Origin of the sequence: Streptomyces fodineus, assembly GCF_001735805.1 — a bacterium.
In the GTDB taxonomy this organism is placed as follows: Bacteria; Actinomycetota; Actinomycetes; order Streptomycetales; family Streptomycetaceae; genus Streptomyces; species Streptomyces fodineus.
The window spans coordinates 61,059-77,876 of sequence record NZ_CP017248.1; the positions used below are offsets into that span (position 1 = coordinate 61,059).

Genomic DNA, 16,818 nt, shown 5'->3' on the forward strand with positions numbered 1-16,818 from the left:
CTGACTCACCGGGTGCTGCGGTCAGTGCGCCGAGCCCGGAGTTCCAACGATCAGTGACAGATCGCCCAGATGCGCGAGCAGCACATCCATGCATGCCCGCGGGTTCAGGATCTCGGGGTGCAGGACGGCGCTAAGGCTGAGCCCGTCCAGGAGCGCCGTGAGCCGCTCGGACTCGAGGTCGAGGTCGAGGCCAGGGCGCAGGGTGCCTGCTGCGTCCAGCCGGGTGAGCACGCGGCGCATCAGCCATCTCGTGCCTTCGGCGGCTTGGCGTGACAGGTCGCCGAAGGCCGGGTTGGTGCGGGCAGCGGTGTTGAAGTCCAGGAACACGGTGACCTCGGCGCGGCGTTGCTCGTCGAGCGGCAGTAGCTCGGCCAGGAACCCGGCTGCGAGCTGGAGTTGTTCGGGGCGGGGGTGGCCTTCCAGGTCTCCAATTCGCTCGACGTGTTCGAGCAGACGACTGCTGGCCCGGTCGAGCATCGACTGCATCGCAAAGCGCATCAGGTCCTGCTGGCTGGCGAAGTAGTGGCGCAGGGAGCCGATGTTGAGCTGGGCTTCGTCGGCGACGGCTCGCAGCGAGGTGCGATGCAGACCTTCACGGACGACGACTCGGAACAGCGCGTCGACGACGAGGCGACGGCGAGCGTCCGGGTCTACGTGCTTGGGCATGGAGCCTTTCTATCACGCCTGTGATACAACGGATGTATCACAGGCGTGACACAACGGGTGGAGGCTTCTTCGTGGAGACGTATCTCAATCTCATGCTCATCAGGTTCGGCGTGGTCGTGGGCGGTCTGGTGGTGCTGGCGCTGCTGGTCTTCGCCATCGCTGTGACTCTCAAGCGCAAGGGCAGACTCGACGAGGCGCGACAGTATGCAGACCCCGTAGTGAAGGCCGGCCTGCGCGCTGCTGCCCGACGGCTTGAGGGCGGGAAGAACGGGGCGTCCTGGTCGCGGCGACAGGATGGCTGATGATGAACAGCCTCGGAGCGGAGTCGTCGGACCTCCTTCACCACCTGCTGCTGGACCGCGCGATCAAGGTCGTCATCGTGGTCGCAGCCCTGGGCATTCTGGCGTTTGGGATGACGGTGATCTGGCGGAGGGCCGGGCGTTCAAAGAAGCGGCTCGACTGACCGACGACACCAACCGATCCACAGCTATTGACTATTCCTCCACACGGTGTACGGCTGCCTGTACATCCGCGACGAACACGACCGGCCAGTCCAACTGCGCTCGGTCTACGGCTCGCGCCTCTGGCAGCTCCCGGGCGGCAACCTCGACGCGCAAGGAGAGGACCCGCTACAAACCGCCCACCGCGAAGCAGTCGAAGAGACCGGCTACCGAACACGCACCTGGGGACGAACCTGCTGATCTGCCCGATGCCGAACGAGCGGGGCGGGCGGCTGCACTGCGACCCGCGTACGCGGCAGGGGAAGGTCAGTCCGGGGTACGAGGCGCACCCGGCCTCCTGGGTCACGTGGGTCGGCTCGACGACCGGCGCGGCGCATCCGCCCTGAAGAGGAAGCGGCGATCTTCCCTCGGGCCAGCGAGCTCAACGCCCGCATCGCCGAGATCCTCGAGCAGTACGGTCTAGGCTCGTAGGCATGGGAATCGACTGGGAGAACATGCTCGGCACAAGCGGCAACGGCCTCGACGATGCCTACGACAGCGCGGTCTCCGCGGTCATCTACAGCGAGGACCCGGGGGACGACCGTCGGCCACTCCCAGTCGGCGAAGAGCACGACGGCACAGGCGGCCTGCGCTGACCTGAGCGCATACACGGAAACGCCCCGGTGAGCGTCAGGGAAGTCGCAGGGGTCGTCGGGGCCTCGCAGGGCGATCGGCCGCAGGCTGGTTCCGCGCGGCCTGTACGGGCCGGTGCAGGACTACCTCGACGGCGTCTTGGGCGACTGACGCGTTCCTGAAGTGTGGCTGCTGCTGGTGCGTCGGTTACAGGCGCTTCGCTGTGCGGTCGCGCAGCAGCAGCCACTGACTCGCGTCGGCGCCGCCTGAGCGCGCAGCCGGTCCATGCAGCAGCACGGCGTAAGCCGTCCTCTCCGCCCTGCTCGGGGCGGCATACTGGCCTGGCGCCTCCGGGGTCGGGAATGACCTCGTCATGCCTTTCCAGGCCTTGTCCGCGTTCGGAGTGCTGAGCATCGGCCCTCCCGGGCTCAATAGGGTCAGGCAGTGAAGTACACGCATCGTTGCTGAGCCCCGCGGTGCCCCAGAGTCCGTCCAGGGCGTACCGTCTCCCGGCGTGACCGACACTGACGCGCCCGGACCAACCGTGACCTGCTCATCTGGTCCTGGATCTTCGCGGTCCCAGCGATCGGCGGCTTCCTTCTGGCGCTCGGCCTGATGCTCTTCCCGTCGTCCTTCGACAACAACGGGAGCTTCGACCCGCCGATGTCGTGCGGCGTGCCCGCGCTGTTCGACCGGCAGGCGTTCACGAAGCAGCAGTACGGCCCCGACGGTGAACTCGGCGAGCTCGGCACGTCCGGATGCGATGCAGCCGGCGGCGCCCGGGAGCACCAGGCGGTGGGCGCCCTGGCCGTGGCCACCCCGCTCGGCCTGCTCGCCCTGACCCTCCACCTGCACCGCCGCACGGCCCCCGGCCAGCGAGCGGGCAACCAGGATCAGACAGCTACGGGGGCTTCGTCTCACTCAACCTGAACCACCGCAGACACCTCGGGCCCATCTCTACTGCGACCGGACACAACAGACGCGGACTCACGCAGGCGACGGAAGTGGCGTGAGGGACGGCCGGCACGCCCTGGCAGCGGGTCCTACACACGATCAGCGGCGGCCGGGCAGACAAGCCGCGTTGCCGCCGCGGAGGCGTACAGAGCCCTGGCCCGTATGTCCGCTGTGGCAACAACCGGAATAAGCCCCACCTCTGGCCTGAATCGGTCAACCATGAGGGAGTTGAGGAACATGCGCCGCTATTGGCCATAGCGTCAACCCGTCTGCTGAGGGACACCGGGTAAGTGGCCCGGGAAGAGAACTCGCAGCAGTAGGGGGAAAACCAGTCATGAAGCGTGCCATGTTCACGCGTGCATTCGTCGCAGTGCTTGCGGCGTCCGCGCTCACCGGTGCCGGTATCGCCACCGCCGAAGCAGTCCCGTCCGCCAACCACGTCGGCCCTGCAGGGCTGCGAGTTCACGCGGGTCACACACCGAAGCACTCGCCGCCCAAGGGCGCGAAGGTCGTCAAGATGCGGGTGACCGGAGTGAACGCGAACCTCGCAAAAGCCCACGGCTTCAAGGTCGTCACCGCACCCGACGGCAGCCAGCACGCGGTATCGACGCCCAAGGCGATCAACCCCGACGGAAGTCCGTACCGCGCGAAGGTCCACCCCGACGACGTCGTCGAAGGGGACTGCGGCGACTCGTACATCTGGATACATCCCGTCGGCGGCTACAACATGGAGATCCAGACGGGGTTCGATCTCGACGAGGACGCGGTCGCCTACCACTGGCAGGCCAGCAGGTCCGACGACTACGGTTCGGACACCTACTCGTGGGGCGGCGGGCTGGCATTCGACTCGTCCTGGGAGGGCGAGTGGGACGCGAACGCCGGCGGACCCGGCTGGGAGACCGCGGGAGTCTCCCCCTCCAGCGACGCGCTTCTGTGGGACGGCGACATCTGTTCAAGCGGCGGTCCCACCGACAGCGCAGAGATCGTCTGAGACAAAGGAAGACTCATGGGATCGATGTCGAGCGCGCCGTGGGAAGTAGCCCTGGGGTACTCCTACCATTTGGCCGCTGCGCTGGCAGTCCGCGACGCGCTCGGCATCTGCGATCCGCTGGGCATACAGGCAGTCATAGCGCCGCCGAGCCTGGCCATCGACTCGACTGCGCACGGTTCCAAGGAAGTTGACGCCGAGTGGCGACAGTGGTGGGACAGCGCTCTGGCGGCCTCGGAGCAGGACGAGTCGGCGGTTCCTTTGTCGCCGGGCGGCCTGCTCGGCCGCGTTGTCGAGGGCAACCGCGATGTCGTCCGCCTGTGGAGCGCCGAGCGCAAACGCGAAGTCGCGAACGCGAGCCGCCCTGGGCGTGGTGCTCCGCGCATGAGGGATGCCGTGCGCGAGTACGAGAGGACCACCGGTACCCGCCTCGGCGGATTCCGGCTCAAGGTGACCGCGTTGCCCGTCACCGGCACCCTGTTCCTCCCAATCAGCAGATACCGCATCCTGGTCAGCACTGAACTGCTTCGGCACCGCGAGGAATACATCAGGCGCGTCATCACACACGTGGCGACGGAAGGCATCTGAATCATCCTCCCCAGCGGGATCGCGGACGGGGAGTCGCCGAGAGGCCCCGGCACCCCCAAGACGCGGCTGCCGGGGCCGCTCCAGGGACGCGCGCGGCGCCGTCAACATGCGGGGCGAAGTGACCGGCGCCGCCACAGCGCGGCAGGACCTCCGCGATCCGCCAACTCGTCCTCCAAGCCCCAGCCCCCGTCATCGCGAAGGCGCTCGGCTACCACGACAAGACAGCCACCCGCCTGGTCACCGAGGCCGGCGGAACCTGGAGCCGGTATGCCCCGGGTGACCACAGACGCTGACCCGGCCGAACCTTGATCCTGAGAGCAGAAGGAAGGTTCCATCGCCGGATGGCTGAGACTGACATTGACCTGGGAGTCGTGACGGCGCCGTCGGGAGTCCTCGTGTTGGGGATGGCGTCGTGGATCGACTACTGGCCGCAGCTGGGCCGACCGCTGTCCGACCGCGCAATTGCCGCGGCATCGATCGGCGGACACGTCCACGACTGGTTGTGTGAGATGGCCGCAGTTCACGCCGCCGGTGACAGGCCGTTGATGGTGCGAGCCAGCACGGCGGCCTCGCCCTTCGACGGCGGACCAACCATCGCAGTCCTTGAGATCGATCTCGGTCTGCCATGGGCCGGCATCGCAGGGGACGAGCCGATCATCCTTGGCGACCTACCGGTCGACCGTTGCGGCATGGTGCTCGGTGACGCGCTTGCCCTGGACTCCTGGACCGGAGAGGATCATCCATCAACCGACGGCCTTGCCGACGTCGCCTACTGGGGAGGCTACGCGGAGGCCGCCCATCGTCAGTTCGGCGGAGAACTGATCCCGCGACACGGCAGTCAAGTGCGAGGGTGGCTCGACCTCCCGCTCGATGACGCCAAGAAGCTCGGCGACGCCCTCAACGACTGGAAAGGCGACGAACAGGGCCGGGGTGTCATGGTCGCAGTCGATGAGCACACCGACTTCCAGCGCTTCAACCGCGCGAGTTGGACCCACCCGCTTCAGATCGGCGCCATCAAGGTCGCTGGCTGCCCAGTTCTGGGGATCAACTGGGACAGTGGCGACCACTCGATGAGACATCGCGGCGAACGCCGCTTCGGACAGGTCTATCCCGTGACTCTTCAGCCTGGCCCCACAGGCCAGACAACGATGCGCTGGACGATCCCGCCCTACGCGCCCGGTCACGACGGCGCAGAGTGATCCAGCAGGCACCACCGACAACTCACGGTGACCAAGCTGGAGGTCGCCGGAGGATACGCGACATCTCAACATGCGAGCCCACCAGTCCCGAGGCCGTGATCGCGCCTCTCGGTAGCGGGAGAGGTACGCGTGAGTCGCGCCGTTGATGGTGAGGCTGACCGCCGTTCGGAGGCCAAGATCTCTAAGAACTTCTAACGAAAAGCCTTTTCGGTGGTTTGTGGTTCCTCGTCTCTCGGTCCGGCGGCATAGGCCAGCGGGGGTGCGATGGCTTGGGCATCGGGTCCCTCGCCGATCCATAGCCCGATGAAGAGTGCCGCGGTCGCTTCCAGGAGTCCGGCTCGTTCGAGAGAGCCGCCGGCCACGGGTTCGCAGCCGACATGCCGCACCAACTGGTGTACGAGGGCGAGAGCCGTTTCGTCGTCTCCGCAGACCGGAACGGCCAGTCGGCGCCCGTCGAAGATGGGCGGCGACATACGCCACACGTCCTCGTGGCAGAGATTGAACGCCTTGACCACATGGGTTCCTGGTGCCGCCGCGGCTAGTGTGATGCGCCTGAAATCGCAGGCTTAAGTCTGTAGCCTGTTTTCATGTCTCGGGGTCCTCGTGCCGTCGAAGTTGTGCTGTCCGATGAGGAGCGCGCCGAGTTGTTGCGCTGGGCGGGCGGGGCAGTGGCGCCCCGTCTCGCCGAGCGGGCACGCATCGTCTTGGCGTGTGCGGATGGGAAGCCGAATACGCGTGTGGCGGCGGAGTTCAAGGTAACCGCGGACACGGTGAGGAAGTGGCGCTCGCGGTTTGCTGCCCGGCGGATGGCCGGGCTTGCGGATGAGCCGCGGCCGGGCCGACGCAAGTCGGAGCTGGTGCTCAGTGATGACGAACGGGCTCAGCTGACGCGTTGGGCGAGGCGCGCGAAGACCGCGCAGTTTTTGGCTCTGCGCGCGAGGATCGTGCTGCGGTGCGCGGAGGGCGGGACGAACAAGCAGGTGGCGGCCGAGCTCGGGGTGAGCGAGCAGTCGGTGAACCGCTGGCGGGCCCGGTTCGTCAAGCGGCGGCTGGACGGTCTGGTCGACGAGCCGCGGCCCGGCCGGCCGCCGTCCATCCTGCTCGACCAGGTCGAGGACGTGGTCGTCGCGACGCTGGAATCCGCCCCGGGCCAGGACACCCACTGGTCGCGGGCCTCCATGGCCGCCCGCACCGGGCTGTCGAAGTCCACCATCGGGCGGATCTGGAAGAAGTTCGACCTCAAGCCGCACCTGCAGGACGCCTTCAAGCTCTCCACCGACCCGCAGTTCGTCGCGAAGGTCGTCGACGTCGTCGGCCTGTACCACAACCCGCCGGAGAAAGCCGTGGTGTTGTGCGTGGACGAGAAGAGCCAGATTCAGGCGCTGGACCGCTCGCAGCCGGTGCTGCCGATGATGCCGGGCATGCCCGAACGGCGCACCCACGACTACCTGCGACACGGCATCACCAGCCTGTTCGCCGCCTTCAACATCGCCGACGGCACTGTCATCGGTGAACTGCACCGCCGCCACCGGGCCGTCGAGTTCAAGAAGTTTCTGGTCACGATAGACAAGGCGGTTCCTGCCGGGCTCGATGTGCACCTGGTGTGTGACAACTACGCCACCCACAACACCCCCGAGATCAAGACCTGGCTCGGCAAGCACCCCCGCTTCCATGTCCACTTCACTCCGACCGGCTCTTCCTGGATCAACCAGGTCGAGCGGTGGTTCGGCCTGCTCACCGACAAGCTCATCCGCCGAGGCGTCCACACCTCGGTGAAGGCGCTGGAGGAGGACATCAGGGCCTGGATCGACTCATGGAACGAGAACCCCCGGCCCTTCACCTGGACCAAGACCGCCGACGAGATCCTCAAATCCCTCGCCGACTACCTCACCAAGCTCACTCCGCCAGCCACCGAAAATCAGCGAGAGACTTAAGCCTGCGATTTCAGGCGCATCACACTAGGGCGGCTCGGAGGGTGTTCCGGACGTCCGGGGCGCTGACCACGTCGAGGTCCCCGGCCACGGTCACCCGGCAGCGACCGGGCCCGGTCGGGTGTACTGCGACGTGGAGCGTGTCGTGCACGGCGCCCCCAGCAGTGACGCGGACAGGGGGTATGTCCAGGAGACCCCGCGACCAGCGGCAATGTCCACACCCGCAGAAAAGGGGCCCGGCGGCGGCAGCGTCGGCCGGACGCCTCATCCCGGCCGTCGGGCAGCGTCCAGTCTCGCCTACTCAGCCGCGGCCTCGGAGTCCGGGGCGGTCCCGTTAGCCCAGGCTCGCGCGGCGCCGAGGTTGTCGGCCGTACCGGCCGGGATGTAGGCGAAACCGTCCCACTCCTCCAGGGCCCGTGGCTCGTCGGGACGGAGGTGATCACCACCGCCATGCAGCGGGCGATGCCGGCGCCAGACGTCCATGGGCGGGCGGCGCCGCCGGTTGTACGCGGCCAGCGGATCGCCAGCGTCGACGCGCGGAACGGCACGGGACGGCTGGTTCGGCGGTCCGGGTCGGGAGTGCTTGCCCATGGACTCGATGGTCTCAGGCCGCAACCGGCGTCGGCCGCGCTGCCGCGAGATCCCGTGCGCGGGTGCAGACCTCGTCCACGTCGGCGGTGCGGTACGGGCGGGCGGCGTCCAGCAGCGTGTTGAGCCGGGAAGCGACCAGGGTGGAGTCGACCCGGGCGGCCTCGTCCAGCGCCTGGTGGGCCGCGGCGGCGCCCTGCTCGGGCTCGCCTTCGGTGAACAGCGCGGCGGCCAAGCCGATGCAGTCCATGACCCTCACCCGGTCGAAGCCGGGCCTGCGCAAGGCGAGCGCGTCGGTGAAGTGATCACTGGCGCGGCGCCGGTCTCGGCCGATTCCGGTGAGGTCGCGGGCGCAGACCGCGCGGGCGCCGGCGTGCTCGGCGGCGTCGAAGTACGCAACCCACTCCGGGGCGTCGCCGAGGCCGTGGGCCACCAGTTCGTCGGCGGCGCCGAGGTGCTGCTCGGCCCTGTGCTCGTCGCCGAGGGCCGCGTGGACCCGCCCGGTCTGGGAGGCGACCAGTGCCCTGGTCGCGGGCATGGTGGCCTTCGCCGCGGCGACGCCGAGGAGACCCAGGGCGTCTTGGGGGTGCCCGAGGTAGATCATCTGGTGGGACATGCGGGTGACGATCTCCACCCCGCGGTCCGGCTCCCCGGCCTCGGAGGCGGCGTAGATGCCGTAGGACCAGTAGCGCTGGGCGGTGGCGTACCGGCCGCAGTCGTGGCTGACCCACCCGGCCAGTGCCGCCAGGTCGGCGGTCGCGGCGAAGACCCGGGCCTTCAGCGAGGGCGGGACGCCGTCCTGGATGCGGCGGGCGACTTCGGCGAGCTGGGCGACGATCGCGGAGCGGTACAGGCCGCCGCCCTTGGAGGCGTCGGCCTTCGTGAAGAACGCGGTGACCTCCTCCAGCGCCGTGGTGATGTCGGTGTCGAAGCCCTTGGTGTCGCGGCTGAGCCGGCGCGCGGTGCCGCCCAGCATCCGCTCGGCGGCCAGGATCAGCGGGGCACCGAGGGCGAGCTTGAGGGTGTCGCGGCGGTCGAGGAACAGGTCCATCTGGGTCCATCCGGCCAGGGTCTGGGCGGCTGCTTCGGTCAGCAGCGGGAGCTGGATGCTATCCAGCGTGGGCCCGACGGCCGTCAGGCCCAAGTCACCCGGCGTGAGCGGCTGGCCGACCACCTCGGACAGCACCGCCGCCAGCAGAGCAGGCACGGGTGGGCGGGGGCATTCGCCGTCGATCCAGCGGCGGATGCGGGTGGCGTCCGGGGCGATCTGCCGGTGACCTTGGCGAATCGCTTCGGCAGCGACCCTGCGGGCGATCTCGCCGTGCGACAAGCCGGTGGCCGCGACCCACAGCGCGAGGTGCGGATTGCTGGATCTGCTCGGCATCCCTGTCTCGCCCTCCCCGACATGGCGTCACGGAGCGTGGCAACTTCGCCACGGTTCGCGGCACCTACGGTACTGGTCAGGCTCCATGCGGGAGGTTGATTCTGCACATCGCGGTAGCCGCCTGGCTATCCGCATACGGCAAGGGGAAGGACGCACGCATGGCGACGCTTGCACCCCAGGCTCCGTGGTCGATGAGGCTGGTCACCGACCGGCTGCCGGTCGGCCCGCCGTCGTACGCCGCGGTGACGCTCGACGCGGCCACGCAGACCGCCGTCTACACCGACGCCGCCGGCCAGGTGGTGGAGATGGGCAAGCACGGCACGTCCAGGACCACCGGCACCGCGTCGATGTCCGGCGGCGGCGACGGGCAGAACCCGCAGCCGCAGACCCAGGACGACCACACCACCGACTACGAGTCGGACTGACCCGATGGCCTCCACCGTCCTGGTCGTCACCGCGCTGGAAGACGTCACCGCGGACCGCGTCATCGCCGCGCTGAACGAGCGCGAGGTGCCCGTCGTCCGCGTCGACCCGGCTGGCATCGGGCCGGAGTTGGCCTTCGGCGCCCGCATCGGCGCCGGGGCGCCGGCCTGGACCGGGCGGCTGGTCACCGGCAGCCGGGAGGTGGAACTGGGGGAGGTGGCGGCGGTGTACTACCGCCGCCCCACCCCCTACGCCGCCCGCTACCAGCACCTGCCCGCCCAGCAGCGCGACTTCGCCGCAGCCGAGGCCCGGCACGGGCTCGGCGGGGTGCTGAACCACCTGCACGGCGCCATCTACGTCAACCACCCCGGTGCGGTCACGGCCGCCGACTTCAAGCCCGCCCAGCTCCAGCTCGCCGCCCAGCTCCGCCTGACGATCCCGCCGACCCTGGTCACCAACAACGTCGAGGACGCCCGCAAGTTCGCCGCCGACCACGGCCCTGTGATCTACAAGACGTTCCGCGGGCTGCCCCGCGATGAGGACGGGCACACCGGCGCGATCTGGGCCCAGCGCGTCGACCCGGCCACCTTTGACGACTCCCTGACGGTGACCGCGCACCTGTTCCAGGCGGAGATCGCCAAGACCGGCGACGTGCGGGTCACGGTGGTCGGGAAGAAGGTGTTCGCCCAGCAGATCGCCGCCCCGGACGGTGCGCTGGACTGGCGCCGTGGCGACTGGGACGCCCTGCTCCACGCCCCCATCTCCGTCCCCGCCCAGGTCGAGGCCGCCCTGCACAGCTACAGAGCCGCCTTCGGCCTGGTCTTCGGCTGCTTCGACTTCGCCCTCACCGGCAACGGCGACAGCGCGGAGGACTGGGTGTTCATCGAGTGCAATCCGAACGGCCAGTGGGGCTGGCTGCCCGACGCAGCCGCCATCACCGAGGCGTTCGCCGACCTTCTGCAGAACGGAGGTACGCCGTGAGCACGAGCGGCGACCTGGAGACCGACGCAGCCGGCCTGCGGGCCCACCTGGCCCGCTCCCTCACCGAGCAGGGCCTGGGCGAGGAGTGGACGCGGGCGGTGGCCACGGTGCCCAGGCACCGGTTCGTGCCGGGCTTCTACCTGCCCGCCGACGAACGCGACGGGCAAGGCCTGACGGTGTGGGAGCCGGTCACCGCCGAACTCGACTATGGCCGCTGGCTGGCCGCCGCGTACTCCGACACCACGCTCATCACCCAGTTCGACAGCGACGAACCCGACTGGAAGAACCCGCAGGTACGGCACGGCGGGGCCCCCACCTCCTCCTCCACCCTGCCGTCGCTCGTGGTGCGGATGTGGGCGGACGCCGAAGTCACCGAGGGGCACACGGTGCTGGAGATCGGCACCGGCACCGGCTACTCCACCGCCCTCGCGTGCGAACGCCTCGGCTCCGCCGATGTCACCTCCATCGAGGTCGACCCCCACCGGCTGGAGCAGGCCGCCGACGCGCTGTACGCCAGCGGGTACACCCCCACCCTGGCCGTGGCGGACGGGCTGTACGGCTACTGGCCCGAGGCCACGTTCGACCGGATCGTGGCCGCCTGCTCCTTCCGCGCCGTGCCGCCCGCCCTGCTGGCACAGGCCCGGCCGGGCGGGAAGATCCTGCTCACCCTCTCGGGCTGGCTCTACGGTTACGCCCGCGTCCTGCTGACCGTGAACGGCAACCACGCCGCTGAGGGCCAACTGCTGGGCGGCACCGTGTCGTTCATGTCCGCCCGTACGCACGCGGCGCCGGCGTTCGGCAACCCCGCCCACTGGGCCGCCGGCCTGCCGCAGAAGGCCCGGACCGCGCGGCACAGCCCCGAGCGGATCACGGCCGCGACCGAGGAAGCCTTTCACCTGCGGTTCCTCGCCCAATGCGCCGCACCGGACACGCAGATGACGACGGTCGGCGAGACGGTGCACCTGGTCGACGTGGTCACCGGCTCCGCCGCCACCCTCGCCCCGACCGAGGGCCGCTGGGAGGTCCGCGAGGGCGGCCCGGTAAGGCTGTGGGAGCGGATCGAGCGCGTGCTGTCCACCTACGACGAGGCGGGCCGGCCGGGGCCGGAGACGTTCACCCTGCACGTCTACGACGGCGGGCAGCACCTGCGGCACCCGCAGATGCCCGGCCTGCCGCTGCCCAGGCCCTGACGGGCCTGAAGAGGATTCCAGGTGCCCGGGCGGGGAGCGTGACGGCCCCCGCCCGAGCACCTGGCCATTCGGCCGTGCTTCTACCAGCCCGCCCCTCCCCTCCGGGGCGCTTCGCCGATACCCGCGCCCGCCGTACTGCGGCGGCTCTACCGTCCGGCCCGACAGGTGATCACGGGGCGCGCGGAAGGGGCTGAGCAGTGGAGCGGGATCTGGGTCTGGATGGGGTGGTGGACCACTTCACCTGTCCAGCGACGAGACGGGCTGGTTGCGGAACAAGACCGGCACCACGAGGCTGGGCTTCGCTCTGTTCAGCTCAAGTTCTTGACCTGGCGCGGCCGGGCTCTTCTTTCGGCTCACGGGTAAACACTAGGCAGTGTCCGATGGGTCGTGCGGACGGCCTGGTGGTCTTTGCGTCGCGCGGCTGTTCGGAAGGCTCAAGGCGAGCTCCTCGCGAGCGTAGCCCTGGTCAACGAGCGATCTCGTCCAGCAGTGATGCCAGTTCGATCGGCCGGGAGAACATCGGCCAGTGCCCGGTTGGCAGGTGGCGCAGGTCCATTGCGGCCATCGGTTCGAAGACTGGGTTGCCGGTGTCGGCCAGCATGCGCACCTGTTCGGGAGTGAACGTTGAGGCGATCACCGAGCAATGCGCGTCCGGCGGCATCGTCGGCCGGTTCAGGGGGCGAGTGGCGGTCGCGAATGGCTGAGGTGTGGCCAACTTGACTATGGGGCGGACGGTTGCGTCCAGGGAAGTGGTGTACGGGTTCGACCTGATCCGGGGGTTTGCTCCGGCATCAGGATGAGGCCCGCATAGATGAACGGCCACCGGCTGATCTTCGAGGTGTCGAAGCCCGAAGGAGATCAGCACGATGACCGCACCCGACAGTCTGCCCCTGCACGCCCTCACGGAAGACAATCTCGCCGCGGCGAGTCCCGATCTGCTGCGCGCGATGGTCAAGACGTTCGCCGACGCACTCATGTCCGCGGAGGCGGACGCCCTCTGCAACGCCGAATACGGCCAGGTCAGCGACGAGAGAGTCAACCACCGCAACGGATACCGCCCGCGTGAGTGGGACACCCGGGCGGGCACCGTCGAGCTCGCCATCCCCAAGCTCAGGTCCGGGAGTTACTTCCCGCACTGGCTGCTGGAACGCAGGCGGCGGGCCGAGCAGGCCCTCATCAGCGTGGTCGCCACCGCCTACCTGCTGGGCGTCTCCACCCGCCGAGTCGAGAAGCTCGCCGAGTCCCTGGGCGTCACCCAGCTGTCGAAGTCCCAGGTCAGCGCGATGGCCAAGCACCTGGACGAACAAGTCACAGCCTTCCGTAACCGTCCCCTGGATGCCGGACCCTACGCGTTCGTATGGGTCGACGCGCTGACGCAGAAGGTCCGCGAAGGCGGCCGGATCATCAACGTCCACGCGCTGATCGCAGTCGGCGTCAACGCCGACGGGCACCGCGAGATCCTCGGCCTGGACGTGGCCACAGCCGAGGACGGCGCCGGCTGGCTGGCCTTCCTGCGCTCGCTGATCGCCCGCGGCTTGTCCGGCGTCCAGCTGGTCATCTCCGACGCGCACATGGGCCTGGTCAACGCGATCGGCGCCACCCTGCCCGGCGCGAGCTGGCAGCGATGTCGTACTCACTACGCCCGCGCACTGCTGAGCCAGGTGCCCAAGTCGGCCCAGCCATGGGTCGCAACATTGCTGCGGACCGTTTTCGAACAGCCCGACACCGACGCCGTCCAGGCCCAGATGCGGCACGTCCTCGACGCCCTGGAAGCCAAGTTCCCCAAGGCCGCAGCGCACTTGGACGCCGCTCAGGGCGATGTCCTGGCGTTCACCGCGTTCCCGCGCGAGATCTGGCGGCAGATCTGGTCGAACAACCCGCAGGAACGGCTGAACAAGGAGATCCGCCGCCGCACCGACGTGGTCGGCATCTTCCCCGACCGCACCGCCCTGATCCGCCTGGTCGGCGCGGTCCTGGCCGAGCAGAACGACGAGTGGACCGAGGCCCGCCGCTACATGGGCCTCGACCTGCTCGCCAAGGCCCGCCTCCACCCGATCGAGTCAGAAATCGACGACACCGTCCTCCCGACCGAACTCACCGCATAGCCTCAAAACGAGATCACCGAGTGGCCGTTGATACACCACTCCCGCGGACGTGACCTATGCGGACGAGTTGTTCGTTGGTGATTCCCGCCAAGTTGGCCGGGTCCGCTGCCGGGTCGAACGCCGGTACTGGCAACTGCCAGCCGTCTCCCTGTTCCGCGACCTGCTTGCGCCACTCCTCCTGCGTCTGGGGCTTGTTGAAGTCGATCACAGCCATGCCGCCGGGCAATGGTCCGGCGTCCACATATACGATCCGTGCGATCCGCTCCGGGATCCGGTCTGCGGCACCCGTAACCGGCAGGTTTGCTCCGCTGTGCCCGACCAGCACTACATCCCTCAGATCGTTGTCGTCGATGAGACGGACGATGTCATCTACGTGTGTGTAGACGTCCACATCGGGGGTGGCCTCGGCTGCCCGGTCGGCCAGTCCGGTCAGCGTGAGTGGGTAGACGTCATGTCCCGCTGCCCTCAGCTCCGGTGTCACTTCTTCCCATGCCCACGCTCCGAGCCAGAACCCGGGAACCAGAACGATCTCTGCCATGGCCACCCTCATTTCGCGCTTGCCCTGCGGTATTGGACGCCAGGCTAGGCATGATGGCGGACATGGGCTGTCCTAAATCCGGGTGGCGACAGCGGCTTTCTGGGCAGTTCGAAATGCAGCCACTGGAGATTTCGGGAGTCACGGACGGAGCCAGAGGCGTACGGCAGCAACGGTCACGGTGCCGTGAAAGACGTATGCCCTCTTGTCGAAGCGTGTTGCCACGGCCCGGTTGATCTTCAACTGGTTGATCAGCCGCTCGACTTCGTTTCTGCGGGCGTAGCGCGCTGGGTCAAAGCCGGCGGGCCTGCCACCGTGGCTGCCACGTCGTTGGCGGTGGGCTTGCTGGTCACGGCGTTCGGGGATGGTGTGCTTGATCTGTCGCCGCAGGTACCGGCGGTTGCGGCGTGATGAGTAGGCTTTGTCGCCGCTGAGGTGATCGGGCCGGGTGCGGGGATGGCCGCCGGCCGGCCGGGGCACGCGAATGCGTTCCAGGACCGGGATCATCTGTGGGCAATCGCCCCACTGCCCTGGCATGACCAACAGGGCCAACGGCCGCAGCCCGCCCTCACCGGCCAGATGGATTTTCGTCGTCAGCCCGCCTCGGGAACGGACGAGGGCTTCGTCTGTCCGGTGCTGGGCTGTCCGGATGCGCTTGCCGGCCTTTCGTGGCGCCTACTTGCGTGCGCCGGCCGCGTGCTGGTGAGCACGGCACACGGTGGAGTCCACACTCACCATGGACCAGTCGATGCGGCCTCCCGCGTCGGCGTCGGCCTGGATGCTCCGGAAGATCCTCTCCCATGTGCCGTCCGCTGACCAGCGGCGATGTGGGTCGTAACAGGTCTGCCAGCTGCCGAACCTCTTTCCTAGGACTGCGGCCGCCATCGTGTGGAGGGCGAAGGAGCTGAAGGCCTGGGGGCAACGACCTGGGTGGCGACCGCGGGCTGATCGCCACCCGCCGACGGTGGCGCGCCATGGTCGCCGCGCAGCGCGACCGTCTTCGTTTCACGCCGTGACGCGTGCGGCCCGCACGCGCGATCGTCTGCTGCGCTCAGGGGGAGTCCTGTCCGCGGTCCGGCTCGTCGGGCGGATTCCAGGAAGCCGGCCTCGTCAGACCTTCAGGTAGAAGGGTTGCTTCATCTCCATGGGCGTAGCCCAGCTGACTCTGGGTCAGGCCCCTTACGTGCGATAGGTCTACGCCCTCGAGGTGGGTACCTTGTAGCTGCGCGTCCTTGAGGTGGGTGCCGTGGAGGCGCGCGCCCTCGAATTGACGCCACTGCCCGGTCTCTACGTCAAGGGCACCACCGGCGGACAAGGTGGCGTTTGGAAGCCAGGCGCCCGTGAGGTTGGCTCGTTCGAGATCTGCCTCGCGCAGAGACGCGCCAGCGAGCCACGCGCCGTACATCGTCGCACCTTTGAGATGGGTACCAGTCAGTGTTGCACCTTCGAGGTGAGCGCCGTCCAAGGTTGCGCCCTCTAGGTGAGCGCCGATCAGGGATGCCTCCTCGAAGTGGACGCCGGTCAACCACGCACCTTCGAGATGCGCATGTGCCAGCATCGCCTGAGTGAAGCGGGCTTCGAACAGGTTGACGCGCTCAAGGTGAGCTTCGGACAGGTTGATGCGCTCCGACTCGGCGTCTGCACGGGACAACCTGCCGATGACGGTGGCTGCGGCCTGTACGTCGGCCGGTGGACGGTGCGTCTTCAGCGATTCGGGGCTGCCATCGGCCGGGCCACGTCCTCGGTGCCGTACGAAGGCGCATAGCACGTCAAGGACGGTGGGACGGTCTCGCGGGGAGTCTTCGGCAATACGCTCCAATGCGTAGATGCCACCGAGTCGGACCGCGACCTTATCCTCGTCGGCCTCGCCAAGCTGGCCGATGGCTTTGGTGTAGCGGTCGGTGACCTGGGCCTCGCGCTCGCGCTCATGCGTTGCGAGATTGGCTCTGCGGGTCTCGGCTAGGGACAGTACGGCACCCAGGGTCGCGATGGCGGCTGCGAAGACCGCGAGGATGCCTGCCCGCGTCGTGGCAGATGCGGTGGCCTGGGCGTCCGGCTTCGCCCCGCTGCCCGCGTAGAGCACGGGCGCTAGGACCCACAGCACGGCCAGCCCGAGCGCCATCGTCGCCAGCAAGGTCAGACCGAGGGCTGGTCGCCATCCCTCACGCCGCCACCGTGATCCTCCTGGAGTCTGCCGCTTGGCCATAGGTGGG

General features: G+C 68.5%; 19 protein-coding genes and 2 pseudogenes. 13 read left to right on the top strand and 8 right to left on the bottom strand.

Annotation, left to right across the window (positions count from 1 at the left end; genetic code table 11):
- Positions 1-21: 21 nt before the first annotated feature.
- Complete coding sequence (locus BFF78_RS00275; RefSeq protein WP_069776396.1) at positions 22-666, bottom strand: TetR/AcrR family transcriptional regulator; 645 nt, start codon at positions 664-666, stop codon at positions 22-24.
- 71 nt (positions 667-737) lie between these two features.
- On the opposite strand from BFF78_RS00275, the gene BFF78_RS00280 reads away from it, so the two are divergent.
- From BFF78_RS00280 to BFF78_RS47545, 8 genes are all read left to right on the top strand, one after another.
- Positions 738-968, top strand: a complete 231-nt coding sequence (locus BFF78_RS00280) for a hypothetical protein (protein WP_069783277.1) — start codon at positions 738-740, stop codon at positions 966-968.
- Positions 968-1,129, top strand: a complete 162-nt coding sequence (locus BFF78_RS45860; RefSeq protein ID WP_159032894.1) for a hypothetical protein — start codon at positions 968-970, stop codon at positions 1,127-1,129. The genes BFF78_RS00280 and BFF78_RS45860 overlap by 1 nt, the downstream gene beginning before the upstream one ends.
- 46 nt (positions 1,130-1,175) lie before the next feature.
- Positions 1,176-1,367, top strand: coding sequence for an NUDIX domain-containing protein (locus BFF78_RS47290; RefSeq protein WP_227025648.1), 192 nt, complete (start codon positions 1,176-1,178; stop codon positions 1,365-1,367).
- A gap of 233 nt (positions 1,368-1,600) precedes the next feature.
- Positions 1,601-1,762 carry a hypothetical protein gene (locus BFF78_RS46665; protein ID WP_165289349.1) on the top strand — a complete coding sequence of 54 codons (162 nt, stop codon included), beginning with the start codon at positions 1,601-1,603 and terminating at the stop codon, positions 1,760-1,762.
- Between the two features lie 592 nt (positions 1,763-2,354).
- Positions 2,355-2,669 (top strand): hypothetical protein, encoded by a 315-nt coding sequence (locus BFF78_RS00290; RefSeq protein ID WP_069776398.1) that lies wholly within the window; start codon positions 2,355-2,357, stop codon positions 2,667-2,669.
- A 370-nt stretch (positions 2,670-3,039) separates the two neighbouring features.
- Complete coding sequence (locus tag BFF78_RS00295) at positions 3,040-3,684, top strand: hypothetical protein (RefSeq protein ID WP_159032895.1); 645 nt, start codon at positions 3,040-3,042, stop codon at positions 3,682-3,684.
- A 15-nt stretch (positions 3,685-3,699) separates the two neighbouring features.
- Positions 3,700-4,269: a hypothetical protein gene (locus tag BFF78_RS00300; RefSeq protein WP_069776400.1), complete on the top strand. Its 570-nt coding sequence runs from the start codon at positions 3,700-3,702 to the stop codon at positions 4,267-4,269.
- Between the two features lie 341 nt (positions 4,270-4,610).
- Positions 4,611-5,468, top strand: a complete 858-nt coding sequence (locus BFF78_RS47545; protein WP_227025649.1) for a hypothetical protein — start codon at positions 4,611-4,613, stop codon at positions 5,466-5,468.
- A 191-nt stretch (positions 5,469-5,659) separates the two neighbouring features.
- Here BFF78_RS47545 and BFF78_RS00315 read toward each other — a convergent pair.
- A pseudogene (locus tag BFF78_RS00315) lies at positions 5,660-6,010 on the bottom strand (NAD(P)-binding domain-containing protein); the annotation flags it as partial.
- A gap of 45 nt (positions 6,011-6,055) precedes the next feature.
- Here BFF78_RS00315 and BFF78_RS00320 point away from each other — a divergent pair.
- A complete protein-coding gene (locus BFF78_RS00320; protein WP_079161050.1) occupies positions 6,056-7,402 on the top strand; it encodes an IS630 family transposase in 1,347 nt (448 codons plus the stop codon).
- A 294-nt stretch (positions 7,403-7,696) separates the two neighbouring features.
- Here the strand turns inward: BFF78_RS00320 and BFF78_RS00325 are convergent, their stop codons facing one another.
- Entirely contained in the window at positions 7,697-7,990 is a 294-nt protein-coding gene (locus BFF78_RS00325; RefSeq protein ID WP_069776403.1) for a DUF6087 family protein, read from the bottom strand.
- A 13-nt stretch (positions 7,991-8,003) separates the two neighbouring features.
- Positions 8,004-9,371 carry a Tat pathway signal protein gene (locus BFF78_RS00330; RefSeq protein ID WP_069776404.1) on the bottom strand — a complete coding sequence of 456 codons (1,368 nt, stop codon included), beginning with the start codon at positions 9,369-9,371 and terminating at the stop codon, positions 8,004-8,006.
- A gap of 158 nt (positions 9,372-9,529) precedes the next feature.
- Between BFF78_RS00330 and BFF78_RS00335 the strand changes: the two genes are divergently transcribed.
- Genes BFF78_RS00335 through tgmC form a run of 3 tightly spaced genes read left to right on the top strand, consistent with a single transcriptional unit; the run spans position 9,530 to position 11,965 of the window.
- Positions 9,530-9,796 (top strand): putative ATP-grasp-modified RiPP, encoded by a 267-nt coding sequence (locus BFF78_RS00335; RefSeq protein WP_099054797.1) that lies wholly within the window; start codon positions 9,530-9,532, stop codon positions 9,794-9,796.
- Between the two features lie 4 nt (positions 9,797-9,800).
- The gene (tgmB, locus tag BFF78_RS00340) at positions 9,801-10,775 is read left to right on the top strand and encodes an ATP-grasp ribosomal peptide maturase (RefSeq protein WP_069776405.1); all 975 of its coding nucleotides are present in this window, start codon (positions 9,801-9,803) and stop codon (positions 10,773-10,775) included.
- Entirely contained in the window at positions 10,772-11,965 is a 1,194-nt protein-coding gene (gene tgmC, locus BFF78_RS00345; protein ID WP_069776406.1) for an ATP-grasp peptide maturase system methyltransferase, read from the top strand. Before tgmB ends, tgmC begins: the two co-directional genes overlap by 4 nt.
- A 466-nt stretch (positions 11,966-12,431) precedes the next feature.
- Here the strand turns inward: tgmC and BFF78_RS45865 are convergent, their stop codons facing one another.
- Positions 12,432-12,830 (bottom strand): hypothetical protein, encoded by a 399-nt coding sequence (locus tag BFF78_RS45865; protein ID WP_159032896.1) that lies wholly within the window; start codon positions 12,828-12,830, stop codon positions 12,432-12,434.
- Between the two features lies 1 nt (position 12,831).
- Between BFF78_RS45865 and BFF78_RS00355 the strand changes: the two genes are divergently transcribed.
- Complete coding sequence (locus BFF78_RS00355) at positions 12,832-14,070, top strand: IS256 family transposase (RefSeq protein ID WP_069776384.1); 1,239 nt, start codon at positions 12,832-12,834, stop codon at positions 14,068-14,070.
- Positions 14,071-14,083: 13 nt separating this feature from the next.
- On the opposite strand, the gene BFF78_RS00360 is transcribed toward BFF78_RS00355, so the two are convergent.
- The 3 genes and pseudogenes from BFF78_RS00360 to BFF78_RS00370 form a co-directional block, all read right to left on the bottom strand.
- The gene (locus tag BFF78_RS00360; RefSeq protein ID WP_069776408.1) at positions 14,084-14,608 is read right to left on the bottom strand and encodes an alpha/beta fold hydrolase; all 525 of its coding nucleotides are present in this window, start codon (positions 14,606-14,608) and stop codon (positions 14,084-14,086) included.
- A gap of 138 nt (positions 14,609-14,746) precedes the next feature.
- Positions 14,747-15,475 (bottom strand): annotated as a pseudogene (locus BFF78_RS42225) (IS5 family transposase); the annotation flags it as partial.
- Between the two features lie 181 nt (positions 15,476-15,656).
- The gene (locus BFF78_RS00370) at positions 15,657-16,739 is read right to left on the bottom strand and encodes a pentapeptide repeat-containing protein (RefSeq protein WP_069776410.1); all 1,083 of its coding nucleotides are present in this window, start codon (positions 16,737-16,739) and stop codon (positions 15,657-15,659) included.
- Between the last annotated feature and the right edge of the window lie 79 nt (positions 16,740-16,818).